Source organism: Serratia sp. (in: enterobacteria) (assembly GCF_052400455.1).
In the GTDB taxonomy this organism is placed as follows: Bacteria; Pseudomonadota; Gammaproteobacteria; order Enterobacterales; family Enterobacteriaceae; genus Serratia; species Serratia ureilytica.
In genome coordinates, this window is the sequence record NZ_CP185812.1 from 2,280,938 (window position 1) to 2,306,792 (window position 25,855).

Genomic DNA, 25,855 nt, shown 5'->3' on the forward strand with positions numbered 1-25,855 from the left:
AGAGGCTTAGTGGCCGAGGCCTTGGCCGGCGTGTTTGTTTTCGATCAGCTCGATTTTATAACCGTCCGGATCTTCGACGAACGCGATCACCGTGGTGCCGCCTTTCACTGGGCCGGCCTCACGGGTGACGTTGCCGCCGGCGCGGCGGATGTTGTCGCAGGTGGCGGCGACGTCGTCCACGCCCAGCGCCAGGTGGCCGAAGGCGGTGCCCATGTCGTAGCTGTCGGTGCCCCAGTTATAGGTCAGTTCGATAACCGCGCCTTCGCTCTCTTCCGTATAGCCGACAAAAGCCAGCGAGTATTTGTACTCCGGGTTTTCGCTGGTGCGCAGCAGGCGCATGCCTAATACCTTGGTGTAGAAGTCGATGGAGCGTTGCAGATCACCGACGCGGATCATGGTATGGAGTAAGCGCATAATTCCTCTGAATTGACTGTGCCGTGGCAGACGGCGGGTGGATTGAAGCACAAGCGAGTATAGCCTTGTCCCGCAAGGGAATTCAACGTGACTAGTTGGTGACGATGTCACTTTTTGCCCCCTCGCCATGGGTGTTTAAATATTGATCGAGTGTACCGATCGATACGAAGTAATTGATCTGCACAATCAATTATCAATTCCGCGCGTAACCGTGTAGAAATTGACCTGTAGCAGATAACAACACCAGGGAACGTCGGCCCGCCTTGTGCGGGCCTTTTTGCGTGCATAAAAAAACGGCCAGGCGGTTGCGTGGCCGTTTAGGGTCAGGACGGGTTACTTCGTCAGAAACGGATAGTCGGTATAACCTTCGGCGCCACCGCCGTAGAAGGTTTCCGGCTTAGGTTCGTTGAGCGGGGCGTGTTGACGGAAACGCTCGACCAAATCCGGATTGGCGATGTAGCTACGGCCAAAGGCCACCGCGTCGATGAAGCCTTTTTCGATCAACGCTTCGGCTTTTTCAGCGGTGTAGGCGCCGGCGCCGACGATCACCCCTTTAAAGTGGGCGCGCACCGAGTCACGGAAGGCGTCGGAATACGGTTTGCCGCCGGCCCAGTCCGGTTCGGAGATGTGCAGATAGGCGATGTTGCGTTTGTTCAGCTCTTCCACCAGGTACAGCGCCGCTTCTTCCTGATCTTCACCGTTGTCCAGGCCGTTGAACGGCCCCAGCGGCGAGATGCGGATGCCGATGTGCTCGGAGCCCCATTCTGCGATGGCGGCGTCGACCACTTCCAGCGTCAGGCGGGTGCGATTCTCGATGCTGCCGCCGTATTGATCGGTACGCTGGTTAGACGCCGGAGACATGAACTGGTGCAGCAGATAGCCGTGAGCCGCATGCAGCTCGATAAAGTCGAAGCCGGCTTCACGCGCGTTGGCGGTCGCCTGGCGGAAATCGTTGACGATGCCCGGGATCTCGCTGGTTTCCAGCGCGCGCGGCGTAGAGGTCGGTACGCGCACCCAGGCGCCGGTTTCGTCACGCACGGTGGTGCGGGTGTCTGCGTTGATCGCCGAAGGGGCGACCGGCGCTTGTCCGCCCGGCTGGAGGCTGGTGTGGGAGATGCGGCCTACGTGCCACAGCTGTACGGCGATGTGGCCGTTTTTGTCGTGTACCGCCTGCGTGATGTGTTTCCAAGCGGCGATCTGCTCCGGGGTATGCAGGCCCGGCGCACCGGCGTAGCCTTTCGCCTGGAAGGAAATCTGCGTCGCTTCGGTCACGATCAGACCGGCGCCGGCGCGCTGCGCATAATACTCCGCCATCAGCGGCGTGGGAATGTCGCCCGGTTCGATGCTGCGCAGACGCGTCAGCGGAGCCATAAACACGCGGTTGGGCAGGGTGACTGCGCCAACTTTCAGCGGAGAGAGCAATTTTTCAGTCTTCATAGTGCATCCTGTATTTAATAGACCGGTCGTCTAGTTATGGGCAATAAAAAAACACGAACTGCATTTTCACGAAAAAAGACGGTGGTGTTACGGCTGCGGCGGGCGCAGCAGCAACTCGATGCTTTCCAGCGCGCTGGTCAACGGGGCCAACGATCGCCGGATCTTGGCGCGCAGCGAGGCGCCGAGCCACAGGGCATACAGCGTCTCTGCAGTTGCCGCCGGGCTCATGGCTACCGACAGCGATCCCTCGGCGATGCCGCGCTCAATGGCCGCCTGCAGGTGGCCGATCACCCGGGCGGTCCCGGTTTCCAGCGCATGGCGCATCGGCTCCGACAGGTCGCTCACCTCGGCGGAGAGTTTCACCGCCAGACAGGCGTTATGACATTCGCTGCGGCAGTGGTAACTGATGGCCTGGGCGTAATACCCCAAGAGCTGGTGGCGGGCATCGGTGTGCTCGTCGGCAAACAGCTTTTGCATTTGCGCATCATAGTGCGCGAAATAGCGTTGCAGCATCGCTTCGCCGAAGGCTTCCTTCGAGCGGAAATAGTGGTAGAACGATCCTTTCGGCACGCCCGCCGTGGCCAGCAGTTCGCTCAGCCCCATGCCGGTAAAGCCCAGGCGCAGGCTGAGGGTTTCGCCGGTGGCGAGCAGATGTTCACGTGTATCCACGTTGCAATGCGTTGATTTGGTCATCATGGCGCCGAGCATAATAGACCGATTGGTCTAGGTCAATGGGAATAAAAAAACCGGCGCACAAAACGCCGGTTGGTCTCAGGCATTGTGCCTCAGCGGCACGCGTAAGTTAAGCGCTTACGCCGCGTTGCGGCAGCGTTGCAGAATATCCAACTGGGATTGATATTCACGCGTCTGCACATTCAGCATGCCCAGCAGGGTGTGGAACAGATTGTCCTGCGACACGTCGTCCTTTTCCGCCAGCGCGCTCAGGCACTGGCGATCGATGCCGAAATTGCGCTGATAGTCGGCCGACATCCACATCAGGAATGGCACGTGAGTTTGCTGGCTCGGCGCGAAGACATAAGGCGTGCCGTGCAGATACATGCCGTTTTCTCCCAGCGATTCGCCGTGATCGGACAGGTAGACCAGCGCGGTATTGAACCGGTCGTCATACTGCTGCAGCAGCTTGATGGTGGCATCGAGCATCGCGTCGGTATACAGGATCGAGTTGTCGTAGGTGTTCACCAGCTGTTCATGGCTGCAATCCTGGATCTGATTGCTGTTGCAGGTCGGCGAAAACGTCTGGAACTGCGGCGTGCTGCGGCGGTAATAAGCCGGGCCGTGGCTGCCCATCTGGTGCAACACGATCACGCCGTCGTCTTTCAGGCTATTGATGTAGTCGTTCAGTTTGTACAACAGCACATTGTCCATGCAAACTTCGCCGTCACAGTCCTGCGGCAGTTTCAGTTTGGTCATGTCGATGTGCGGCACCCGATCGCAGGCGCCTTTGCAGCCGCCGTCGTTATCACGCCACAGCACGTTGACGCCGGCATGCGCCAGCACGTCGAGCATGCCTTCCTGGTGCGTCGCCTGAGTTGCGTCGTACGCTTTGCGCGGCATATTGGAGAACATGCAGGGGACGGAGATCGCCGTTTCGGTGCCGCAAGAGCTGGCGTTCTTGAAATAGACCACGTTGTCCTGCTTGAGGCGCGGGTTGGTCTCGCGATCGTAGCCCCCGAGAGAGAAGTTTTCGGCGCGGGCGGTTTCGCCTACCACCAGGATCACCAGCGTTTTCTTGGCCTGTCCGGCGATCAGCGGCCCTTTGCGCGCGTCTTCACCGATCTTCACCAGCGGCAGATTGCGCGTGAAGTAGCGCTGCTCGGTAAACTTGATGGTGCCGGCGACGAAGTTGGAAGGCGTCAACATCTTCACCACGCTTTTATTGTTGCGGATCAGCGAAGCGTAGTCTTTGTAGAACAGCGCGGCGATGATCAGGATCACCACCAATGACAGCATGACGTTGGCGGCGCGCAGCCCAACCATGTACCACCAGGGGCGGGTCTGGCGAATATGGGTGAAGCAAACCGCCGCCGCCGGCAGGACGCCGAGCAGCGCCAGCCACAGCCCCATGCGCGGCGTCAGCAACGCCGTCGCTTCGTGGGTGTTGGTTTCAAAGGCGTTTTGCATCATGTTGCCGTCGATCACCACGCCATAGCTGTACATGAAATAGTTGGCTGCGGCGCTGCCGAGCAAGAAAAAGACGATCAGCGGTTTGCGCAGGTAGGGCACGGTCAACACGCTGAAGATAATATTCAGCGCACAGAAGATCACCACCGGCATGCTGGCGGCGAATATCACGCTGTGGACGCTATCGAAGGTGATATACGACCAGGCGCGATGCAGGAATAACGCGTTTTGGAACAGAGTGAAGAACAGGGCGGTGGCGAGGATAAAACCGAGGCTGTTGCACTGTAAGCGTTGACGTAACCACATTGCCAAATCTGGATCCTGAGAGTAGATAATGCCTTGAAATCTACCGGATGAAACTTAAGAAAACCTTAGAAATTCAGAATACTGGCGGCGGCGAACGCGGGAAAACGCCAGGCCGGTGGCCTGGCGGTGAGGGGAATTAGTAGGCGGCGGTGAATTGGGCGCGAATAAACTGAGGTTTTTCAATCTCATCGACGATAGCCACCGCCAGATCTTCCACCGAAATGCTGGCCGGCGCGTCGCCGTTCATCAGCAGCTGCGTGGTGCCGAGGCGGAACTGGCCGGTGCGTTTGCCCGGTTCCAGCAGGGCGGCCGGAGAGAGATAGGTCCAGTCGAGCGCTGATTCGTTCCGCAGTTTATTGCGCAGATCGCGCACCGCCTGCGCGCCGGGGCGGATATTTTCCGGGAATTGCGGCGTATCCACCAGTTCAACGCCCGGCGCCACTTCCAGGCTGCCTGCGCCGCCCACCACCAACAGGCGCTTGACGCCTGCCTGCTCGACCGCGGTAAGGATCTGCTGGGCGCCGCGCGTAGTCTTCTCATACAGGTTGTCTTCGCCCCAGCCGGGATTGTAGGCGCTGATCACCGCATCCTGACCGTGCAACTGTCCCGCCAGCCAGGCGGTATCGGCGACGTCGCCCAGCGCGACGGTCAGATTGGCGTGGTCCGGCAAATCTTTTTTCTGACGGGCGATCGCCGTTACCTGAATGCCGCGAGCCAGCGCTTCATCCACCACACGGCGGCCAACAAAACCGGTTGCTCCAATAATGGCTACTTTCATCTGTATGCTCCTTCAGGGATGGGTCAGTATCGTAAGGCAGGCCGATGTGCCTGCTGCGTGGGATCTACTCTAGTCCTTAACAATAGCCGTGATTAGTGCCATATTCATGCTTTCTTGATTAAGTAAAACTTCATAATCGTGGATAAACTCAATCGAATGGCGGTGTTCGCCACCGTGGTGGCGGAGGGATCGTTGGTCGGTGCGGCGCGGCGGCTGGGCATGACGCCGTCGGCGGTCAGTCAGCATATGCGCTCGCTGGAGAAGGCGCTCGGGGTGCCGCTGTTGCACCGCTCCACCCGCCGTCTGGCGTTGACCGAGGCGGGGGCGGCGTTTTATCCCGGCTGCGAGGCGATGTTGCAACAGGCGCAGCAGGCGGAGCAGCGGCTGGCGGAACTGCGGGACACGCTGGTGGGTGAGCTGCGCATCGCCACTCCGGTCGGCATCGGCGGCCGCTCGTTGGCGGAGGCGCTGGCGCCGCTGTTGCAGGCGCATCCCAAGCTGACGCTGCGGGTGCTGGCGGACGATCGCATCGTCGACATGATAGAACAGCGGGTCGACATTGCGCTGCGCGCCAATCGTCAACTGGCGGACGCCAATATGATCGCTCACCCGCTGACGGCGTGGCCGATGGTGCTGTGCGCGGCGCCGCGTTACCTCAGCCAGCATGGGGTGCCGGAAAAGCCGCAGGATTTGGTGCAGCACCGCTGGATCTCCAGCGGCTATAGTGGGGCCCATCTGGATTTGCTGCATCAATCCGGCCAGCAGGTCAAGCTGCGGCTGGCGGAGGGGCAGATCGTCAGCGAGAGCATGAACGTGATGCGCGCCTTTACCCGCGCCGGTCTGGGCATTTCCGTTCAGCCGCTGTATGAAATTGGCGACGAGCTGCAGCGCGGCGAGCTGTTGCTGCTGTTGCCGGAGTGGCGGCCGGCGCCGCTGCGGCTGCACGCGCTGACGCTGGAACGCACTATGCCGGAGAAAAGCCGCCAGGCGCTGCGCTATTTGCGCGACTATTTTCGCCGCAATGGCGAAAAGGGACTTGCCAGCGGCGGCGATGACGTCTTCAATTAGCAGGAGAATGCAGGAGGGCCCGTGGCACAGCAGCTTGAATTTTTCGACATCCCCAGCCCGTGTCGCGGCATTTGCCAGGCCGACGATCGCGGTTTCTGCCGTGGCTGCCTGCGCAGCCGCGAGGAGCGGTTCGGCTGGATGAGCATGAGCGACGCGCAAAAGCGCGAAGTGCTGCGTCTGTGTCGCCAACGTTTCCTGCGCCTGCAGCGCGCCAACAAAGCCCCCGACGAGCCGCTGCCGGAACAGCCTCCGCTGTTTTGACCCTTTCCTGATCTGCCGCACGTTCATGCGCCTTTGCGCTTCCCTGCGCCTCACCGGCTTGTGTATGCTGGCTGACAACTAATGTCATGAGGTTTTCGCAATGGTAGAACGCATTCGTCTCGCGCCGCAGGGGCCTGAATTTTCCCGCATGATTTGCGGTTACTGGCGGTTGATGGAGTGGGGCATGTCGCCGCAGCAGCTGCTGACGTTTATCGAACAGCATGTCGAACTGGGCGTCACCACCGTCGATCACGCAGATATCTATGGTGGTTATGCCTGCGAGCAGGCATTCGGCGACGCGCTGCGCCTGAAGCCCGCGTTGCGGCAGTCGCTGGAGCTGGTGAGCAAGTGCGGCATCGCCACCACCGCCAAGCCCGGCAACCCGATCGGCCACTACATCACCGATCGCGATCATATCGTACAGAGCGCGGAACACTCGCTGCGCCATCTGCATACCGACTACCTCGACCTGTTGCTGATCCACCGCCCGGATCCGTTGATGGACGCTGACGACGTGGCCGAAGCCTTTGTCGCGTTGCACAAAAGCGGCAAGGTGCGCCATTTCGGCGTCTCTAACTTTACGCCCGCGCAGTTCCAACTGTTGCAGTCGCGTCTGCCGTTCTCTCTGGTCACCAATCAGGTGGAAATTTCGCCGATTCACCAACCGGCGATCCTGGACGGCACGCTCGACCAGTGCCAGCAGCTGCGCATCAAACCGATGGCCTGGTCCTGCCTGGGCGGCGGCCGCTTGTTCAACGACGCCGAGTTCCAGCCGCTGCGCGACGAGCTGCAGCGGGTGGCGCAAGAGATCGGCGCCGAGACCATTGAACAGGTGGTTTACGCCTGGGTGATGCGCCTGCCGTCTTCGCCGCTGCCGATTATCGGCTCCGGCAAGATCGAGCGGGTGCGTTCGGCGTTGAAGGCGCAGAAACTGGCGCTGAACCGCCAGCAGTGGTTCCGCATTCGCAAGGCGGCGTTGGGGTATGACGTGCCCTGAGACGGGGTAGAAAGAGGAAAGCCGGGCGGCGAAAGCGCCCGGCTTTTTTTACGTTGGTCTTTAGGCCAACACCACCTGATCGGGGTTGAAATGATCGAGCGAGACGCCGATCAGCGTGACCTGGCTGTGGCCGAAGGCCAGCACCAGATCGTCGTTTTGCTGCGTGGCATAGTCGCGGATATTCCCGCTGGCGCCCTCGGTGCCGATAAATACCAGTTTGTCGGTGGCGTTGAAGCCATACAGCTGGTCGCGGCCGAAATCGCCGCTGAACAGGAAGGTATTGCCGTTGCCGACCCCCTTCAGGATGTCATCGCCGCTGCCGCCGACGAAGGTCAGGTTGCCGCCGGCATGGCCGATCAGCGTGTCGTTGCCGGCGTTGCCGAACAGCCAGGCGTCGTGGCTGCGAGCCTGCAGGACGTCATCGCCGTCGCCGCCGGTGGTGGCGGCTGCATAGGCTTTGAGGCCCGAATCCGATTTCAATCCGGCGGCGGTCACCTGATGATCCACCTCTTTGCTGAAAATCAGCCAGGAGGTTTCTTTGCTGCGCAGGGTGCTGATGTCGTCCGCCAGCGTAATGCCGCCTTTGGCGTCGCGCAGGTAAAGCGTATTGCCGTCGTAGGCGACCTCGGTGTTTTTCAACGCCTGCTGGGTATCGAAGATATTGTGGCCTTTGCCGCCGGCGATCAGGTTATAGCCGCCGGCGTCGCGGAAGATATCGTCACCGTCGCGGCCCTCGAGATAGTCGTTGCCTTTGCCGCCCCTGATCAAATCATTGCCGTCGCTGCCGATGATAAACGTCGGCCCGCTGTGCGTTTCCGCGTTGCGGTTCAGATCTTCCACCCAGGTACTGCCGCGCGTGACGTTCGACAAGTTGGAGACGATGATGGTCGAGTCTTTGTCGGTCAGCGAATAAAACTCGGAGTTCAGCACCCGCATCAGACCATCCTGATAGAAGAACGGCAGGTGGGATAGCCAGGTCGGAATGTTGAGAATGGAGAACGGCAACAGATTCCAGGCGTCCGACGCGTAGTGGTCGTTGAAGTTGACGATATTGTTGGTGGCGGAGGTATGCGGCGCATCGTGAACGCCCAATGACGGCAGGGTCAGCGAGGTGCCGTCGAGCGCGCGAAACACCGGATCGTTCTCATAGCCGATGTTGATCACCTTGCCGCCGGCTTCGTACTGGGTCGGCGAGGCGAAGGCGACATAGTTGGACTGCGCGTAGAAGCCGCCCCAGTTGGCGTCGCTCTGCGCCGCCATGCTGTTGACCGCCAGCCCGCCGAGGCTGTGGCCGCTGATCACCACGTCTTCGCCGCTCAGCCCGTGGGCCTGCGCGAATTTCGCCACGTCCCCCAGCAAATTGCCGAAGGCCTTCAGCGTATAGCCGTCGGCATAGCCTTTCGGCCCGAACCCGGCCAACAGATCGTTAATCACATCGCCGATGGTATCGCCGATCAGCGACTCGCGCGGGCCGCTGGTACCGCGAAATGAGATGCCAATGGCGGTGAGATTGCCTTCGCTGTCATATTTGCCCAGCACCTCGGCCTGAGCGGTGGTGTAACCGGCGGTTTCGCCGTAGTAGGTGCCGCGCGCATCGGTTTTGCCGGCGTAACCCAACTGCGCGGCGTCGATCACTGACCAGCCGGCATTGTTCACCGCGTCCTGCGCGGCCTGTTCGGAATCGGGGTTCCAGGGAAGACCGGGCAGGCCGCCCTGCGACTGGGTGCTGCCGATGAGCGCCGTGATCAGCGTCAGCGGCAGACCGAGGCCGAAACCGGTCTGGTGATAGCCTTCATCGAAGCCGTTATCGATATTGTGGTAAGCGTAGGTAGAGATGGCCAAGGCGTCGGAAAACAGCGCCTTTGACGCGTTTTCGTCCAGATCCTTATAGCTAAAGATGCCCATATCAGTTCCTTATGAAGTATGCCGCCTGGCCGGGAAGTGAACTCTCGCGCGTCGGCGGTGGAAACAGGGAAACAACGTTAGCCGAACGACAGCTGGTCAGAGGACCAACATCGGTAGAATTATTATTGGTGCTAAATATTAGGCCCGCGAATCAAATTGGCGAGATTGTGCGTTGGTTAACAGTGCTGGCGCTGGCTCTCCTATACTGATAACTCGATATAGTCATTAAGGAGACTGATTGATGAAACGTTATTGGTATGCGGCGCTTGGCCTGATGGTCTGCGGGGCCGCTCAGGCGGCGACGGTCGACGTTGAGATGAACTTGGTGACCGGGCAGGGCATCGGTCAGGATATCGGCAAAGTGGCCATCAGCGAAACGCCTTACGGCTTACTGTTCACGCCGAGCCTGAAAGCCTTGCCGGCCGGGGTGCACGGTTTCCATGTGCATGAGAAAGGCAGCTGCGAGCCGGGCATGAAGGACGGTAAGGCGGTGGCGGCGCTGGCGGCCGGCGGGCATTTTGATCCGCAAAAAACCGGGAAACACCTCGGGCCGTATGCCGACGGGCATCTGGGCGATTTGCCGGCCATCTATGTGACCGCCGACGGCATGGCGAACGACCCGGTGTTGGCGCCGCGGCTGAAAAAAATCAGTGAAATTGAGGGCAAGGCGCTGATGGTGCACGCCGGCGGCGATAATCACTCGGATCATCCGCTGCCGCTCGGCGGCGGCGGTGAGCGCTTCGCCTGCGGCGTGATCAAGTGATCATCCGCCGCTGACGGCCGCAGTGGCGGCGGGCTGGCCAATGGCCTGTTGCAGTTGCTGCAGCGAGCAGTAGAGCCGCCAAATCAGGCCGGCCAGATCGCGCGCCGCCTGTTCCGGGTGGTGCGCCAGGGCGTTGCTCATGCGCAACAGTTCTTGCAGCGTGGCGTCCAGCGAACTGTGCTGCACGCCTTTCTCCGTCATGATGCCGCGCAGGCAGTGGATACAGACGTTGCGCACCGCCGACAGCGGATCTGAGCGGGTTTGCCAGTCGCGCAGCTGCCAGACGATATGGCTGCAGTTGAGCAGCACCACGCCCCAGCGCAGCAACCAGGTGCGCGCCTCCTGATCCTGACTTTGATTGAGCTGGCTGATGCGATGGTAGATCAGCGATTCAAACTGGCTTTCGCTCTGCTGCGGCTTTTTGCTCAACTGATCGATAAAGTCGCGGCGCAGCGCGCGGATAATACGGCGGCTCTTTCGCTTGTCCGAGCTGGGGCGCAGGATCTGAAACGCCAGCCCGGCCAGCAGCACACCGACAATTTTACCGATGTTGTCATTGATAAAGGACTGGTAGTCATAGCTCGGCGGATTGCTGACGGTCAGAAATGAGCCCATAAAGACGATCAGCTGCCCCCAAAGCGCGGCATAAGGCGGATTCTGCAGTTTGAGCATCTGCATGGTCACCAGGATCGGGAACAGGAAGGCGCAGAACACCCAGAAATCATCAATCTGGATCATCAAACCGAATTTCACCACGAAGCAGGCGACCGAGAGCAGCAGCACCGCCTTGAGCAAGGTGCTGACGCTGTTGATCGGCGAAGGCGTGGAGGAGTAGAGCACGCAGCTGATGGCGGTGAGCGTCAGCGCCGCGCTGCCGGCGTCCCACTGCGTGTTGATCCAGTAGGCGCAGCCGATCACGATGCATAAAAAGGTGCGCAGGCCGTTATAGGCGGCTTCGTAGCTGTCGGTATGGCGCGCCAGCGAGGTGACGCGCGGCGGCTGGAGATCGCTGACCGCCGTGGCGCTTTCCAATCGCTGCAGCCAGCGGTTGCAGCGCAGGTAAAGCCAGCAGAAATCACGCAAACGCAGCCAGAAGGCGCGATGGCGGTAGTCCGCTGCATCTTGCGGGGCGATCTGCTGGAGCAGGCGCGCCAAGCGATATTTATCGGTGGCGGGATCGCGCAATTCATCCAGCAGTTGCGTCAGCACCGGCATCAGATTGGCGGGACGATCCGGCCAGTTCAGCAGCATGCGGCGCAGGCTGGAAATGACGCTGGTAATGCGCAGCTGCTGGTGCAGCAGATAGTTGAGCAGGTTATTTTGCCGCCGCAGGCGGTAGTGGCTCCAAAACGCCTGAATGCGCAGCAGGTTCATGGTCAGGATCTGGCCGATGACCCCTTCGTGCGAGGTGCGCATCTGCGCGGTGACCTCCGGCTGCCACAGCATGGCGGCGTGCTCCAGCAGCCGCTGCTGCATGCGCCGCAGCGAAGTCAGCAAGGCTTCGCCGTCGGAGGTGCTGGGCAGGATCATCATCATCAGCCCGCCGCACAGAATGCCGGTGATCACTTCGCAAACCCGCGCCTGGGCGATATCGAAGATCTGCTGGGTATCGGTGACGTTGACCGTACCGAAGGCGATGATGGCGGCGGTATAGCCCGCCAGCGCGAACGCGTAGGAAACGTTGTTTTGATAATGGTTGGAGATATAGGTGCATAGCCCGATCCAGGCGGCGATGAACAGCGTGAACAGCCAGGGATCGTTCAGGCAGTGGCCGGCGATCGCCACCGAGGCGGCGGCGCCCACCAGGCTGCCGAAGATGCGGCCGATGCTTTTGCTGATCACGCCGCCGATGGTGGGGAAGCTGACCACCGCGGCGGAGGTGAGCGCCCAATAGGGTTCGTCGAGCTCGAGCACGAACGCCACCCACAGCGCCAGACACATCGCCAGCGAGTTGCGCAGCGCATAGCGCCATTGGCCGCCGGTCGCCTTACCCCAGGGGGTACGGCTCCACTCCAGAAAGGGCAGGTTCACACTTTAGTTCCGCTGATGAATCGAAATGGTGCAGGTGGTGCCGGCAACCAGCGTCAAATCGGCGGGCACGTTGAGCAATTTTATCCGCACCGGCACGCGCTGAGCCAAACGCACCCAGGGAACATTGGGCTTAACATCCATTAATAGATCGTTGTTGCTGTCAACGCTCTGATCGTAAATGGCGCGGCCGATACTCTCTACTTCCCCCTGCAGCGGGGTGTTGCCGTTATATAAGACAATATCGGCTTTATTGCCTTCTTTTATATGTTTCAGCTTGGTTTCTTCGAAATAACCGAGTACATAAAACGAATGGACATCCACCAGTGCGACCAAAGGCGTGCCGGCGTTGGCGTAGTTCCCGACCCGCGCCTGCAGATTGGTGATATAACCGTCGGTCGGCGCGTAAATTTTAGTTTTGCTCAAATTCCATTTGGCCTGTTCCAGGTTGGCCAGGGCGGCTTTATAGGCGGCCTTCATTGCCTGAGCGGCTAAATTGGACTCATCCAAATCTTCAGCGGAAATAACGTTGCGCGGCAACCCGCGGCGTCGGGCGGCTTCATGGTCCGCCTTGGCCAGATCCGATTGCGCTTTTGCCACCGCGGCCTCGGCATTGTCCAGCGCGATCTGATAAGGCACCGGGTCGAGGGTAAAAATCAGACTTCCCGCAGGTACGAATTGATTGTCATTCGCACTTATTTTCTCTAATCTTCCAGAAACCTCAGGGGTGATATTGACGAGTTCTGCGCGCACTTTTCCGTCACGGGTCCATGGGGATTGCATATAATAATTCCAGAGCCACCAACCGGCGCAGACGGCAATGGCGCAGACGATCACCGTAGAAAAGTATTTTAATGTTTTATGCTGCATGGGTTACCAACTCGCTAAAATCCATAAGGAACCGCTGACGGTCAGGACGAAAATGGACAGGTCCATCAACATGGGGTGCCAGATTTCACCGGAATACATCCAGTCCCTGAGCAGCTGATGAATCAGCAACCATAAGACCAGTCCTAGCAAAAAAGCTTTAAATATGGGTGGAAAATAAAGCGATGCCCCCAGGACCAAATCGGGTAAGGGCGATGAGGCGTGTAACCATGATGTATTCACATTAACAATCCCTACGGGTGAATATGTTGAATATTTGCATAACGATTAAACAATAGCGGCTAAAAATAGTGGTTATTTCCACAATATACATTATATACATTTGTGTTTTTAATGTGAGTTACCCAAAATAGTCTAAGCTCTGGGAGGTAATGTTAGCATGCTAATTATAAGGAGGGGTAAGTGGAGTCAACATTAGGTTCAGATTTAGCACGATTGGTTCGTGTTTGGCGAGCGCTCATCGATCATCGGCTCAAGCCGTTGGAGCTGACCCAAACGCATTGGGTTACGTTGCACAATATCAATCGCTTGCCGCCGGAGCAGTCGCAAATCCAGCTGGCCAAGGCGATCGGTATCGAGCAACCGTCACTGGTTCGCACGCTGGACCAACTGGAGGAGAAGGGGCTTATCACGCGTCACACCTGTGCCAACGATCGCCGCGCGAAGCGCATCAAGCTGACCGAAGCGGCCGATCCGATCATCAGGGAAGTCGACAGTGTGATCACATCTACGCGCAGTGAGATTTTAAGCGGCATTACCGCCGACGAAGTGCATCTGTTGGTAGGGCTGATTGGCAAGTTAGAACAAAATATCACCGAACTGCAGAACAAATAATAATATTCTTATTTTCTACGATTACAGTTTCACAGCATCAGAAATAAAACCGGAGGCGATTGCCTCCGGTTTGCCGTGTGCCGCCTGCTGACTTACAGCGGAGAGACGGTGATGGTGTCGCCCATGCGCGCCATGCGCACGCGCTGACCCGGGCTGAACTTGGTGTCGCCTGCTTTCTGCACCACGACGATGTTCTCTTTCTGGTCGGTTTTGATTTCCAGCTCGTAGCCTGAGGTACGACCGGCCACTTCACCGATGCTGTTGCCCGCCGCGCCGCCGGCGATAGCGCCCGCCGCGGTAGCCAGCGTACGGCCGGTGCCGCCGCCAACGGTGTTGCCCAACAGCCCACCAATTACCGCGCCGCCGATCATCCCCAAGGCGTTGGAGCCTTCGCCGCCCTGAATTTTAACCGGACGCACGGAAACCAGCGTCCCGTAAGTGACGTTCTGCACCTGCTTGGCCTGCGAGGACGAGTAGACATCGCCGGACATGGATTCATTGGCACACCCAGCCAACGTAACGGCGGCGACGGCAACGACGAGAAGACGCTTGATCATATAAAACTCCTGATGGTAGTAGTCCATAACCTGGCAATGCTCACCAGGCAAGATTCAGTGAAAATGATAGACAAAGTATGGCTGAAAGTTGATACAGCGCCATGCCTCATCGCTGCACGCAGCTTAACTTTTCTCTGTTCAACCAATAATAAACCGCGGTTTACCTTTATGACAGCCTCACCGACATTCCGTTGCCGGTTAACGCACGGTTTAACACATAAAATGTGCCACAGCGACGCACCTGGCTCACGGCGCGTAAAAAAAGCATCATAATTCATGGCGTTAATTCGTCAATTCTGGTTTATTTGTCAGGATAAAATTTGCTTACCGTGCGGGTTAGAGGATGTTGCTATGAAGTCAGGCCGCTATATAGGCGTCATGTCCGGCACCAGTCTGGACGGAATCGATGTGGTATTGGCCGCGATTGACGATCGCATGGTGGCGCAGCAGGCCAGCTATAGCCATCCGATGCCGATCGCGCTGAAAAAAGAGATCCTGGGGATGTGCCAGGGGCAGCAAACCACGCTGGCCGCCGTCGGCCGGTTGGACGCACAGCTGGGCACGCTGTTTGGCGAGGCGGTGCTCGGCCTGCTGAAGCAAACCGGCATCGACGCGGATCATATCACCGCCATCGGCTGCCACGGCCAGACGGTATGGCACGAACCGGAAGGTGATGCGCGTTTCTCCATGCAGCTCGGCGACAATAACCGCATCGCCGCACTGACCAATATCACCACCGTCGGCGATTTCCGCCGGCGCGACATGGCTTACGGCGGGCAGGGCGCGCCGCTGGTGCCGGCGTTTCATCAGGCGCTGCTGGGGCATCCCGTCGAGCGGCGTATGGTGCTGAACATCGGCGGCATCGCCAACCTCTCTCTGCTGTTGCCCGGTGCGCCGGTGCGCGGTTTCGACACCGGGCCGGGCAACATGCTGATGGACGCCTGGATCTGGCGCCACCGCGCGCAACCTTACGATCAGGACGGCGGCTGGGCCATGCAGGGGCGCGTCTGTTTGCCGCTGTTGCAGCAGATGCTGGCGGACACTTACTTCGCGCTGCCTGCGCCGAAAAGCACCGGCCGCGAGTATTTCAACATCGCCTGGCTGGAGCGTCAGTTGGCCGGATTACCGGCGATTGCGCCGGTCGACGTGCAGGCCACGTTGACGGAGCTGACCGCCGTCAGCATCAGCGAACAGGTGCAGCTGGCCGGCGGGTGTGAGCGCCTGCTGGTCTGCGGCGGCGGGGCGCGCAACACGCTGCTGATGGCGCGCCTGTCGGCGCTGCTGCCGGGCACCGAGGTCGGCCTGACCGACGAGTGCGGCGTCAGCGGCGACGACATGGAGGCGTTGGCCTTCGCCTGGCTGGCGTTTCGCACGCTGTCCGGCCAGGCCGGCAACCTGCCTTCGGTGACCGGCGCCAGCCGTGAAACGGTGCTGGGTGGGATTTATCCGGTTTTGCCATTCGGGGGGCGCTAGCTCTGTTAGGATAGCCTGTGAAGGATTTTTCTAAGGAGCAACAGCATGAAAAAAGTCATTTTCGTCGCCGGCGCGCTGGCGCTGTCCGGCTGCAGCTACATCCTGCCGCAGAGCAGCCAGACAATGCACTACCAGTGCGGCACCACGCCGTTGACGGTGGCGCTCGACGGCAAGGCGAGCGAAGTCAGCCTGCTGATGGATGGCGAACAGCTGCATCTCAAGCAGGTGTTGGCGTTGACCGGCGCCAAATACAGCGACGGCAAATACACTTTTTGGTCGAAAGACCGCAATGCCTATCTTGAGCGCAACGGCAAGGTAGTCATGAGCGACTGCGTGTTGACGGAGTGACGGTCAGCGGCGGCGTCGGAGCGATTGAGTTCCTGGCGCCGCAGGCGCAGAATGTAACGACGGATTTTTCAGTTGGTCGATAACCCAGATGATTGAAAAGAATGAGTTTGATGTTGCGGACCTGCGCCGTGAATATACCCGAGGCGGCCTGCGCCGCAACGATCTGACCGCCAATCCGCTCGAGCTGTTCGAGCGTTGGCTGAAACAGGCCTGCGACGCGCGCCTGGCCGATCCGACCGCCATGTGCGTCGCCACCGTCGACGAACGCGGCCAGCCGTATCAGCGCATCGTGCTGCTCAAGCATTTCGATGAGCAGGGGTTGGTGTTTTACACCAACCTCGGCAGCCGCAAGGCGCAGCAGTTGGCGCAAAACCCGCATATCAGCCTGCTGTTCCCCTGGCACATGCTCGATCGTCAGGTGATTTTCCTCGGTCAGGCGGAGCGCCTGTCGACCCTCGAAGTGCTGAAGTATTTCCATAGCCGGCCGAAGGACAGCCAAATTGGCGCCTGGGTGTCGCAGCAGTCGTCACGCATTTCCGCGCGCGGCGTGCTGGAAAGCAAATTCCTCGAGCTGAAGCAGAAGTTCCAGCAGGGCGAGGTGCCGTTGCCGAGTTTCTGGGGCGGATTCCGCGTGAAATTTGACTCCGTCGAGTTCTGGCAGGGCGGCGCCCACCGCCTGCATGACCGTTTCCTGTATCAGCGGGACGGGAATGACTGGAAAATTGACCGACTGGCACCTTGAAGACGTAAAATCCCCCTCTAAGCGCTGGTGCTGACGCCGCCGGCGCTTTATTCTATGCGCTACCCTGAATTTTTATTTCGCCACTGGGCGAAAGGCCGTGTACCGGCAAAGGTGCATTCGTTTATACATGGAGTCATTGATGGCAAGCAGCAACTTGATTAAACAACTGCAAGAGCGGGGCCTCGTTGCCCAGGTTACGGATGAGGAAGCGTTAGCGGAGCGACTGGCGCAAGGGCCAATTGCACTGTATTGCGGTTTCGATCCGACCGCTGACAGCTTGCATTTGGGCCATCTGGTTCCTCTGTTGTGCCTGAAGCGCTTCCAGCTGGCCGGCCACAAACCGGTAGCGCTGGTGGGCGGCGCCACCGGCCTGATCGGCGATCCGAGCTTCAAAGCGGCGGAGCGCAAGCTGAACACCACCGATACGGTGAACGAGTGGGTGGAGAAGATCCGCAAACAGGTTTCCCCGTTCCTCGATTTCGACTGCGGCAGCAACAGCGCTATCGCGGCCAACAACTACGACTGGTTCGGCGGCATGAACGTGCTGACCTTCCTGCGTGATATCGGCAAGCACTTCTCCGTCAACCAGATGATCAACAAGGAAGCGGTCAAGCAGCGCCTGAATCGCGACGACTCCGGCATCTCCTTCACCGAGTTCTCCTACAACCTGCTGCAGGGCTTCGATTTCTCCGAGCTGTACAACCGCCACCAGGTGGAGCTGCAGATCGGCGGTTCCGATCAGTGGGGCAACATCACCTCGGGTATCGATCTGACGCGTCGTCAGCATCAGAAGCAGGTGTTCGGCCTGACCGTGCCATTGATCACCAAGGCAGACGGCACCAAGTTCGGTAAAACCGAAGGCGGCGCGGTCTGGCTGGCGCCGGAAAAAACCAGCCCGTACAAGTTCTACCAGTTCTGGATCAACACCGCCGATGCCGACGTTTACCGCTTCCTGAAGTTCTTCACCTTCATGAGCCTGGAAGAGATCAACGCGCTGGAAGAAGAAGACAAGAACAGCGGCAAGGCGCCGCGCGCCCAGTACGTGCTGGCGGAAGAAGTGACCGGCATGGTGCACGGTGCGGAAGGCCTGGCGGCCGCCAAGCGCATCACCCAGAGCCTGTTCTCCGGCGCGCTGCATGACATGACCGAAGCGGACTTCGCCCAGCTGGCGCAGGACGGCATGCCGACCATCAAACTTGAGCGCGACGCCGATCTGCAGCAGGCGCTGGTGAATGCCGAACTGGTGCCGTCACGTGGCCAGGCGCGCACCATGATCGGTTCCAACGCGGTGACCATCAACGGCGAGAAACAGTCGGATGCCGAATACCGCTTCAGCGATGCGGACCGTCTGTTTGGCCGTTACACGCTGCTGCGCCGCGGCAAGAAACACTACTGCCTGGTGGACTGGCAGTAAGCGTCAGGCTACATGACATGAAAAGCCCGGGGATCTCCCCGGGCTTTTTTTCGCATGGCGCGGATGAAGATTAGGCAAACGCCTCCGACGGCGAATTTTCGGCCGCAAGACCGTTCACGGTGACGGCCGGCGCATGGTAGTGCAGAGAGACGGCGGCCAGATAGGGATCCTGATTGCCGATCGAGAACACCACATGATAATGAAGATGGGTCGTGATATCGTGGATGTCTTTATTGCCTAGCGAGAAAATAATATCCTGAGAATCAAGTTTTTGGTTGTTATTATTGTCAATAATAATATAAGCATTATTACCTAGCTTAACCACACCGACGCTTTGCAATAGGGCTTCACCGTTGCCATGCGTTATTTTCGTCAGGGCCTGGTTAAATATGTCCTGCGCGGAATCGCTGGGGCTGACAGCCAGTGAGTCAAACAACGCGTTGACCTGTTCCGTTTGGCTCAGTTCACCGTAAATGACGATCTCGCCTGATGACTTGGCGTTGAATACCCAAGGATGATTCGGATCGCCGACGGTGAGGGTATCCGTAGGGGTGAGGGTATTGATGGTGACCATGTCCTCGATGGTACTGCGCTCAAAGTTGATTTTGCTGTCGTGCGCAAACTCATTGGTCATGACCAATGGATCCAGCGTGGTGTTACCTTTAAGCGTTAACGTCTGGCTGTTGGTATAGGCGATGGTGAGTTGTTCACCGGCTAATGCCTCAATGACGCTGTCGAAGGCGCTGTGATGCTTCAGCGAAGTGAGTAGCTTATAGAACTCACCGCCGCCGCTACCGCCTTTTTCCATTATCAAATCCGTTTCGACGCGTGGAATGACTTCATTGCCGGGATTGAATGTCGGTTCGATAACAATACTTTTTAGGCTATTGCCAAAGTCTGCTTTTACCGTCACCTGCAATTTGCTTATGCCGCCTATGCGTATCGTTTCAATCGCGTTTTCGCCTGCCAGAGAGACTGAAGCGAATTTCGAACCGTTGGCATATAATCGGAGCTCTTCCGGCAATTGCCGCCCGAGGAAATGGCTGGTGAAGCTCAATGTCCCGGCATCCAGGTGCTCGATGGCGCGGTTGCCGATACTGACGCCCCAAGGCCCGAAGATATCGTTCGGTGGTGCGGCAAGCGGCGCCAATTCCAGATGAAGTTTGCTTTGTGCCCCTGCATTGCCGTTAATGGTGAGAAAAGGCAGCGTGTTGAAGACGGGCAGGTTGATAACATGCACATTATCAGCGAAACCGGAAAGTGTTAATCCCTGGCTACCCGTCCAGTAATACCCGTCGCCGCTTTTCTGGGCATGGGGTGCCTGTTGTAAATGGGCCACAGTTGGGACGCTGTTGTTGTAAATACTGGCTGTTTGATTGATTACACCATAATCGAAAATGTTTGCGCCTTCTGTCGCGATCCATTTTCCATCAAGATAAATATTTCCCGTGCCGCGATAACCCGCAAGATCGATCTGAGGAAAGAATTGAAACTGGTTGATATTCGTTTTGATTACGCCTTCAGTGTCGCCGCTTGCCGTCGAGGTCAGATAAATATCCTTCAAGATCAGGTTGGCGGAAACGACGCCATCCGCATCAAAAGCGTTCTGTGCGGTGAAGGCCGTGCTTACCCTGTTGGCTCCGTGGTTTACGCCATTGCCATTCCAGAGCAGGCTGGCACCCCCTGCGCCGAAAAGAAGATCCATTTTGGCATTAGCGAGATCGAATTTATCGGAAATCATTACCGCATCACGTTCAGTACCAAATGCAATCTTGTCAGTCATTTTGAAGTAAGGGTTATCGTCCAGATTGAGCCGCAAGGCGAATCCCTTATTTTTTAATGAGTTGAGGGCAGTGGCGTCAGTGGGCATATTCCCCTGCAAGGTCACTTCTTGCAATTTGGTTGACTGGCTGAAATCAACGGCGACCGAGGCATTCACATTAAGAAAGACATGCGTCAGAACGGCCAGCTCCACCGGGCTTAACGAATGTTGATTGCCGGTGTTCACCGCGCCGCTTAATACGCCGTCGGTGGAGAGCGATAATTCGGCGAAGGGTTTGTAATTCAGCGCTTGGGCGATGCTGAGTTGATAGGCGGCGACATCTGCCGGATGAGGTTCATGCGCGCCGTCGACTGGGGAAATCCCCTGGCGGAATGACTCGATAATCAACGCGCTGGCTTGATATCTATCGTTGCCGGCCTTCTGCAACAAGGCTTGGGACAGCGTCGGGCTCAGATTTTCGTGATACAGCGAAGCGTAGATTTGCTCGTAGTTGTCCGCTCCCTGGAATTGGTGGGCGTTGGCCAGCATTTTCAACAGCTCGGCGGAAGACATCCCGCTGGCGAGCGAACGGCTAAAGGTATCGAGTGCGGTCGCGTCTGCGGAAACGCCGGCCACCGTCAGGTAAAAGGACATCACGGTTTCACCATAGTGCAAATCGGGGCGCTCGCCGGGTGCATAGACATGGGTGGCGGCCAGAAAATGACTTTTGGCCGTTTCATGCTGAGTGTCGGTGTCTGCTCGAATATCCGTTATCACACGCATAATGACTTCGCCACGGGTTTCACTGCCGACGTTCAAGCCCGCTGCGTACTTCTGCACCTCGTCTGCGCCGGCCTGGTTGCCGAACGCTTCAAAAAATATTTTCTTCACGAAGTCTTCATTGCCAAGCGACTTGATATCGGTTTTGACGGTGGTGAAATAGGTCGCTATCTGTGCGGCGGTTTGGTGGCCGGCGGCGAGGACACTGCCCCAGTAATTTACCGCTGTGGCATTAATCACGCTGCCGAGTACGTAATAAATACCCTGAATGTCCGCTGCCGCCGGTGCATGTTCTGCTGCCAGCACAAAAGCGGGATAGAGTGTGGTCGCTATGGTGTTCTCAACGTGTTGCTGTTGCGTCAGGATTGTTTGATCCGACCCGGCATAATCGCTGAGCTGGGTGATGAGTTCTTGCGTCAACTGACCGAGCGATTTGCCGGCATCGAGCTGTTTTACCCACTGCGCCACAGTGTCTGGGCCGGGGGAAATGCCGCTGGCGTTGTGATAGAGGTACTTCACCTGGTCGGCGGTGCTCAGGTTATCATAGCGATGCCGGCCATCCGCAGAGAGAATGAAGAGATTCGCAAGTTCGCTTTGGTTATAAGTGCCTTTTTCAAGTTGTTTAGCGAAATAGATCAGGGCGTTATCGTCGGCTTTTTTGCCCAGCGTGGCGTAGAATAGAATGGCAACGTCTTGCTGTAGTTTTAATAAACTCATGGCATTCTCCATGGCGTCGTGAAAAAGCAACATTGGCAAGTAAGTAAAGTCTATCGTCGTCGAAATGCAATTCAGCGGCCGTGGGAAGATCCCGGATTTTCAGGTCGCAGAGGCCTTGCATGGCGGTTCTCGGCTTTTTTTGAATCGGACTTTTCGCTACAATACGCCGCCGTCGAAAGCATAAAAATTCCTCTCATTTCTTGTTTTTAACAGCGCCGGCATGACGTTTTCGCGTTATGCACCCATTTTCATTTCGCCGCGGGCTGATGCACACGGCATGGCGAGGTCAGTTGTTCCGATGAAAAACATTCTTTCTATCCAGTCGCACGTGGTGTTTGGTCACGCCGGCAACAGTGCGGCGGAGTTTCCGATGCGCCGCATGGGCGTCAACGTCTGGCCGCTGAACACGGTGCAGTTCTCCAACCATACGCAATACGGTCAGTGGACCGGCTGCGTCATGCCGGCCAGCCACCTGACCGAGATCGCGCAGGGCATCGCCAATATCGATCAACTGAAGCGCTGTGATGCGGTGCTGAGCGGTTATATCGGTTCGCCGGAGCAGGGCGACCATATTCTGGCGATCGTGCGTCAGGTTAAGCAGGCGAATCCGAATGCCTGGTATTTCTGCGATCCGGTGATGGGACATCCGGAAAAGGGCTGCATCGTGGCGCCGGGGGTGGCCGAGTTTCACTGCCGTCAGGCGTTGCCGTGCAGCGACATGGTGGCGCCGAACCTGCTGGAGCTGGAAATGCTGAGCCAGATGGCCGTCGCCAACGTGGACGACGCGGTGCAGGCCGCTCGTTCGCTGATCGCCAAGGGGCCGCGATTGGTGCTGGTCAAGCACCTGGCCCGTGCCGGCTATCACACCGACTGTTTCGAAATGCTGCTGGTGACGGCGGACGAAGCCTGGCACATCAGCCGGCCGCTGGTGGACTTCGGGGCGCGTCAGCCGGTCGGCGTCGGCGATTTGACCAGTGGTCTGCTGCTGGTGGATCTGCTGAAGGGCGAGGCGCTGGATAAAGCGCTGGAGCACGTGACCGCCGCCGTGTATGAGGTGATGCTGACCACGCAGGCGATGGGCGAGTATGAATTGCAGGTGGTGGCGGCGCAGGATCGGATCGTGCAGCCGCGCAGCGAGTTCAGAGCGGTAAAACTGTAAGCGGCATCGGGCCCCGGCGAGAGCCGCCGGGGCTGAACCTTACTTCAATCCTTCGGCGTTCAGCGCCGCATCTACCGCCGGGCGCGCCGCAACGCGATCGAACCAGGCCGCCAGATGGGCGTGCTTGCGCACATCGAACTGCAGGGCGAATGCCCAGCGCAGCACGGTGAACAGGTAGGCGTCGGCCACGCTGAAACGGCTTCCCAACAGGAAGTGCTGCTTCGCCAGCACCGAATCCAGATAGCTGAACTGCTGCTCCAGCCTGGCGCGCGCGATGGTTTTATATTCCTCGGGCGTCTTCGGGTTGAACAGCGGGCTGAACCCTTTGTGCAGCTCGGTGGCGATGTAGTTCAGCCATTCGATCGCGTGGTAGCGCGACAGGGTGCCCGCCGCCGGGATCAGGTTGCGGTCCGGCACGCGGTCCGCCAGGTATTGCACGATCGCCACGCCTTCAGTCAGCAGGCTGCCGTCATCCAGCAGCAGCGCCGGTACCTGTCCCTTGGGGTTGATGGCGAGGTAATCGGCGCCGCTCTCGGTTTTCTTCTGCGCCAGATCGACCTTCTCCGCCGTAAAATCCAGCCCTGCCTCACGCAGCACGATATGCGGGGACAGCGAACAGGCGCCGGCTTTATAGAACAGTTTCATCGGAAGCTCCTTGTTGATGACGAATGACGGGCATGCTTAACCTCTCATCGTAGTCCCACAGCGCCAAAATTACAGCGGCTTAGCTAACAAATTTAACCGACGATCGCCTCGGCGGGCTGCAGCTGCGCCAGCGTCGCGGCGATCTGCTGCTGCAGCGCCTGCGGCGCCACCTGCATCGGCGAGCGCAGTTCGTTGGCGATCAGCCCCTGTTGGGCCAGCACGGTCTTGACCGGCGCCGGATTCGGGAAGCTGAACATCTGGTGGATCATCGGCAACAGCTCATAGAAGTTGCTGCGCGCCGCGGCCAGATCGCCGGCGGCGACTTGCTGCACCAGCTGGACGAAACGTTCCGGGTGAACATGCGCGGCGGCGGAGATGGCGCCGGTGCCGCCGAGGCACAGCGTGGTGAGGATCAGATTGTCTTCCCCGGTCATCACATCGATTTCGCCGTCGGCGATCAGCGCCATGGTGGCGTCAGGGTTGCCGCCGCAATCCTTGATGGCGGTGATGCGCGGGTGACGTGCGAGCCGGCGCAGCGTGGCCAGCTCCATGGCGATGCCGGTGCGCTGCGGAATGTTGTACAGGATCACCGGCACGGTGGAGGCGTCGGCCAACTGGGTGAAATAGTCTATCAGGCCGCATTGCGAAGGGCGGATGTAGTAAGGCGCCGGGATCAGCACGCCGGCGATGTCGCGCAGCTGAATGGCCTGCTGCATCTGCAGCGTGGCGGCCATGTTATTGCCGGAAAGGCCCATCACCACCTGATGGGCGGGCGCCACCTCCAGCACGGCGTCGAGCACCGCCAGCTGTTCTTCCTTGCTTAGCGCGGCGGCTTCACCGGTAGAGCCGCAGACCACCAGACCGTCGATGCCGGCGTCGAGCAGGTGCCGCGCCAGGCGTTTAACCGCCGGCAGATCGACGGCATCTTGATTGAAAGGGGTAACCATCGCTACCCAAATACCCGAAAATGAGGCCATAAAATATTCCTTCTGTGTGAACGACAGAGAAGCCAGATGAGAAAATTGAAGGCGGGGCATTGCAGGCCATCCAGTCAGCTCATCTGACGGGACAGCTCGCCCCGGTCAAATGAGCGTCTGTTTCTTTGATGTAACCGCCGCCAAACCGCCAACGGGCAACGCCGGGAGAATCGGTGTATTAACGTTGCGCGGATAGGCCATGGCAGTCTCGTGAAAAGAGGATGTGGGGGTGATAATGAATATTCTTCATCAGGCTGTCAATTTACAACAGATTGATAACATTGTTATTCATGATGGGTGAGGGCAGATGAGTTTGGCTAATAAACGACAATCCCCGCGGCGGCGGGGATTGTTTGGCTGATTCAGCGCGGCGGGCGGGTACCGATGGTGGCGGACCAGCTGAAGGTGTCGCCGCTTGGCCGGTAGCGGTTGGCCTTGCGTTCCGCGCGCTCTGCCTTGGCGAGCTTCGCTCTGGCGGCCATGATGCGCGCCACCACTTCATCTTTGACCTTGTGCTGTTCGGCGTTGGTCAGCGGCCGGCCGTGGCTTTTACGCGCTTTGTCCAGCTCGGTTTTGACTTCCCGTTGCTCGCTTTCCGTCATCTCTTTCAACGTCAACTTTTTCATCTTTGCCGCCCATTCGGTGAAGTTGGCTTTCAGTTTAACGGCGTTATGTGACCGAAAATGTTATGGGCATAACGAAAATGCCCCGTAAGCCCAGGTTACACCTCTTCCAGCAGATCGTCGACAAAGCGCCGCATGCGTTCGGTGCGCTGCTCGGCCATCTGTCGCCCGGCGGCGGTCTGGAAGCCGTCTTGCAGCTTGAAGAGCTTGGTTTCGAAGTGATCCAGGCTGAAACGCTTGTCATCGTATTGACGATGTTCGGCCCGCGGATCCGCAGCGTCATACAGCGCGCTGCGCATGCGGCCGCCGATATAGAAGCAGCGGGCTACGCCAATCAGGCCAATGGCGTCGAGACGATCGGCGTCCTGCAGGATCTTCGCTTCCAGCGTTTGCGGAGGGATGCCGGCGGAAAAACTGTGTGCTTCGATAGCGTGGGCCACCGCCGCGATGTCCGCCGGCGACCATTCAAGCCGGGTCAGCGTCAGCGTGGCTTGCTGCGCCGCCATGCGCGAAGCCAGGTGACGCTGCGGCGAATTCTTTTCCACCGCCACGGCGTCATGTAGCAGCACCGCCGCGCAGAGAATGCGCCGGTCGCCGCCTTCCAGCTTGCTGATGCGGCGGCAGTTCTTCCAGACTCGGTGTAGGTGCGCCACATCGTGCGAGCCATCGTCCGATTCGAGGGTGAGCGGCAGCAGCGTTTGCGCCAGCGTCTGGTAGGGGGAAAACGGCTGTAACAGCTCTTGCGTTAGCGAGGGTAAAGACACGTTCAGCTCCTGTTGGGGGAAATCGGGCAATCAGCATAGCCGCGTCGGAGGTCGAGAGAATGACAGAAGACGA

25 protein-coding genes are annotated in these 25,855 nt (G+C 58.7%); 10 read left to right on the forward strand and 15 right to left on the reverse strand.

The window, feature by feature from the left end; translation table 11 throughout:
* Positions 1 to 6: 6 nt before the first annotated feature.
* The 5 genes from gloA to ACORQT_RS11155 form a co-directional block, all read right to left on the reverse strand.
* Positions 7 to 414: a lactoylglutathione lyase gene (gene gloA / locus ACORQT_RS11135; RefSeq protein ID WP_033652600.1), complete on the reverse strand. Its 408-nt coding sequence runs from the start codon at positions 412 to 414 to the stop codon at positions 7 to 9.
* Positions 415 to 747: 333 nt separating this feature from the next.
* Positions 748 to 1,851, reverse strand: a complete 1,104-nt coding sequence (locus tag ACORQT_RS11140) for an alkene reductase (RefSeq protein ID WP_033642920.1) — start codon at positions 1,849 to 1,851, stop codon at positions 748 to 750.
* A gap of 87 nt (positions 1,852 to 1,938) precedes the next feature.
* Complete coding sequence (locus tag ACORQT_RS11145) at positions 1,939 to 2,559, reverse strand: TetR/AcrR family transcriptional regulator (protein WP_033642921.1); 621 nt, start codon at positions 2,557 to 2,559, stop codon at positions 1,939 to 1,941.
* Positions 2,560 to 2,661: 102 nt separating this feature from the next.
* Complete coding sequence (gene eptA, locus ACORQT_RS11150; RefSeq protein WP_046898485.1) at positions 2,662 to 4,299, reverse strand: phosphoethanolamine transferase EptA; 1,638 nt, start codon at positions 4,297 to 4,299, stop codon at positions 2,662 to 2,664.
* Positions 4,300 to 4,435: 136 nt separating this feature from the next.
* Positions 4,436 to 5,077 (reverse strand): NAD(P)-dependent oxidoreductase, encoded by a 642-nt coding sequence (locus ACORQT_RS11155; protein ID WP_046686966.1) that lies wholly within the window; start codon positions 5,075 to 5,077, stop codon positions 4,436 to 4,438.
* Positions 5,078 to 5,215: 138 nt separating this feature from the next.
* Between ACORQT_RS11155 and ACORQT_RS11160 the strand changes: the two genes are divergently transcribed.
* The 3 genes from ACORQT_RS11160 to ACORQT_RS11170 all read left to right on the forward strand — a co-directional run bounded on the left by ACORQT_RS11160 (position 5,216) and on the right by ACORQT_RS11170 (position 7,403).
* A complete protein-coding gene (locus ACORQT_RS11160; protein WP_187048841.1) occupies positions 5,216 to 6,145 on the forward strand; it encodes a LysR substrate-binding domain-containing protein in 930 nt (309 codons plus the stop codon).
* Between the two features lie 21 nt (positions 6,146 to 6,166).
* Positions 6,167 to 6,406: a DUF1289 domain-containing protein gene (locus tag ACORQT_RS11165; protein WP_164057524.1), complete on the forward strand. Its 240-nt coding sequence runs from the start codon at positions 6,167 to 6,169 to the stop codon at positions 6,404 to 6,406.
* 100 nt (positions 6,407 to 6,506) lie between these two features.
* Complete coding sequence (locus ACORQT_RS11170) at positions 6,507 to 7,403, forward strand: aldo/keto reductase (RefSeq protein ID WP_033652596.1); 897 nt, start codon at positions 6,507 to 6,509, stop codon at positions 7,401 to 7,403.
* Positions 7,404 to 7,463: 60 nt separating this feature from the next.
* On the opposite strand, the gene ACORQT_RS11175 is transcribed toward ACORQT_RS11170, so the two are convergent.
* Complete coding sequence (locus ACORQT_RS11175; RefSeq protein WP_033642926.1) at positions 7,464 to 9,308, reverse strand: polyurethane esterase; 1,845 nt, start codon at positions 9,306 to 9,308, stop codon at positions 7,464 to 7,466.
* 241 nt (positions 9,309 to 9,549) lie between these two features.
* Between ACORQT_RS11175 and sodC the strand changes: the two genes are divergently transcribed.
* Positions 9,550 to 10,071 carry a superoxide dismutase family protein gene (gene sodC / locus ACORQT_RS11180; RefSeq protein WP_089191678.1) on the forward strand — a complete coding sequence of 174 codons (522 nt, stop codon included), beginning with the start codon at positions 9,550 to 9,552 and terminating at the stop codon, positions 10,069 to 10,071.
* Here the strand turns inward: sodC and ACORQT_RS11185 are convergent, their stop codons facing one another.
* Genes ACORQT_RS11185 through ACORQT_RS11195 form a run of 3 tightly spaced genes read right to left on the reverse strand, consistent with a single transcriptional unit; the run spans position 10,072 to position 13,209 of the window.
* Entirely contained in the window at positions 10,072 to 12,102 is a 2,031-nt protein-coding gene (locus ACORQT_RS11185; protein ID WP_033642928.1) for an FUSC family protein, read from the reverse strand.
* 3 nt (positions 12,103 to 12,105) lie between these two features.
* The gene (locus tag ACORQT_RS11190) at positions 12,106 to 12,969 is read right to left on the reverse strand and encodes an efflux RND transporter periplasmic adaptor subunit (protein WP_015377735.1); all 864 of its coding nucleotides are present in this window, start codon (positions 12,967 to 12,969) and stop codon (positions 12,106 to 12,108) included.
* Between the two features lie 3 nt (positions 12,970 to 12,972).
* Positions 12,973 to 13,209: a DUF1656 domain-containing protein gene (locus tag ACORQT_RS11195; protein ID WP_025159708.1), complete on the reverse strand. Its 237-nt coding sequence runs from the start codon at positions 13,207 to 13,209 to the stop codon at positions 12,973 to 12,975.
* 180 nt (positions 13,210 to 13,389) lie between these two features.
* Between ACORQT_RS11195 and slyA the strand changes: the two genes are divergently transcribed.
* Complete coding sequence (slyA, locus tag ACORQT_RS11200) at positions 13,390 to 13,821, forward strand: transcriptional regulator SlyA (RefSeq protein WP_004931301.1); 432 nt, start codon at positions 13,390 to 13,392, stop codon at positions 13,819 to 13,821.
* 92 nt (positions 13,822 to 13,913) lie between these two features.
* On the opposite strand, the gene ACORQT_RS11205 is transcribed toward slyA, so the two are convergent.
* Entirely contained in the window at positions 13,914 to 14,378 is a 465-nt protein-coding gene (locus ACORQT_RS11205) for a glycine zipper 2TM domain-containing protein (RefSeq protein WP_025159710.1), read from the reverse strand.
* A gap of 351 nt (positions 14,379 to 14,729) precedes the next feature.
* On the opposite strand from ACORQT_RS11205, the gene anmK reads away from it, so the two are divergent.
* From anmK to tyrS, 4 genes are all read left to right on the forward strand, one after another.
* Positions 14,730 to 15,851 (forward strand): anhydro-N-acetylmuramic acid kinase, encoded by a 1,122-nt coding sequence (anmK, locus tag ACORQT_RS11210; RefSeq protein ID WP_444859405.1) that lies wholly within the window; start codon positions 14,730 to 14,732, stop codon positions 15,849 to 15,851.
* Between the two features lie 45 nt (positions 15,852 to 15,896).
* Positions 15,897 to 16,199: an MliC family protein gene (locus tag ACORQT_RS11215; protein WP_004931294.1), complete on the forward strand. Its 303-nt coding sequence runs from the start codon at positions 15,897 to 15,899 to the stop codon at positions 16,197 to 16,199.
* Between the two features lie 88 nt (positions 16,200 to 16,287).
* Positions 16,288 to 16,941, forward strand: a complete 654-nt coding sequence (gene pdxH, locus ACORQT_RS11220) for a pyridoxamine 5'-phosphate oxidase (protein WP_033642930.1) — start codon at positions 16,288 to 16,290, stop codon at positions 16,939 to 16,941.
* A 139-nt stretch (positions 16,942 to 17,080) separates the two neighbouring features.
* Positions 17,081 to 18,355, forward strand: a complete 1,275-nt coding sequence (gene tyrS / locus ACORQT_RS11225; protein WP_033642931.1) for a tyrosine--tRNA ligase — start codon at positions 17,081 to 17,083, stop codon at positions 18,353 to 18,355.
* Positions 18,356 to 18,425: 70 nt separating this feature from the next.
* On the opposite strand, the gene ACORQT_RS11230 is transcribed toward tyrS, so the two are convergent.
* Positions 18,426 to 21,614, reverse strand: coding sequence for a hypothetical protein (locus tag ACORQT_RS11230; RefSeq protein ID WP_444859406.1), 3,189 nt, complete (start codon positions 21,612 to 21,614; stop codon positions 18,426 to 18,428).
* 298 nt (positions 21,615 to 21,912) lie between these two features.
* On the opposite strand from ACORQT_RS11230, the gene pdxY reads away from it, so the two are divergent.
* On the forward strand, positions 21,913 to 22,773 hold the full coding sequence (pdxY, locus tag ACORQT_RS11235) for a pyridoxal kinase PdxY (protein ID WP_047575974.1): 861 nt from the start codon (positions 21,913 to 21,915) through the stop codon (positions 22,771 to 22,773).
* Between the two features lie 39 nt (positions 22,774 to 22,812).
* On the opposite strand, the gene gstA is transcribed toward pdxY, so the two are convergent.
* The 4 genes from gstA to ACORQT_RS11255 form a co-directional block, all read right to left on the reverse strand.
* Positions 22,813 to 23,418: a glutathione transferase GstA gene (gene gstA / locus ACORQT_RS11240; protein WP_025302671.1), complete on the reverse strand. Its 606-nt coding sequence runs from the start codon at positions 23,416 to 23,418 to the stop codon at positions 22,813 to 22,815.
* 92 nt (positions 23,419 to 23,510) lie between these two features.
* Positions 23,511 to 24,395 (reverse strand): 4-hydroxy-tetrahydrodipicolinate synthase, encoded by an 885-nt coding sequence (gene dapA / locus ACORQT_RS11245; RefSeq protein WP_042784387.1) that lies wholly within the window; start codon positions 24,393 to 24,395, stop codon positions 23,511 to 23,513.
* Positions 24,396 to 24,757: 362 nt separating this feature from the next.
* Complete coding sequence (locus tag ACORQT_RS11250; protein WP_033642935.1) at positions 24,758 to 25,021, reverse strand: DUF3811 domain-containing protein; 264 nt, start codon at positions 25,019 to 25,021, stop codon at positions 24,758 to 24,760.
* 95 nt (positions 25,022 to 25,116) lie between these two features.
* Positions 25,117 to 25,812 (reverse strand): HD domain-containing protein, encoded by a 696-nt coding sequence (locus ACORQT_RS11255; RefSeq protein ID WP_080376477.1) that lies wholly within the window; start codon positions 25,810 to 25,812, stop codon positions 25,117 to 25,119.
* Positions 25,813 to 25,855: the final 43 nt, after the last annotated feature.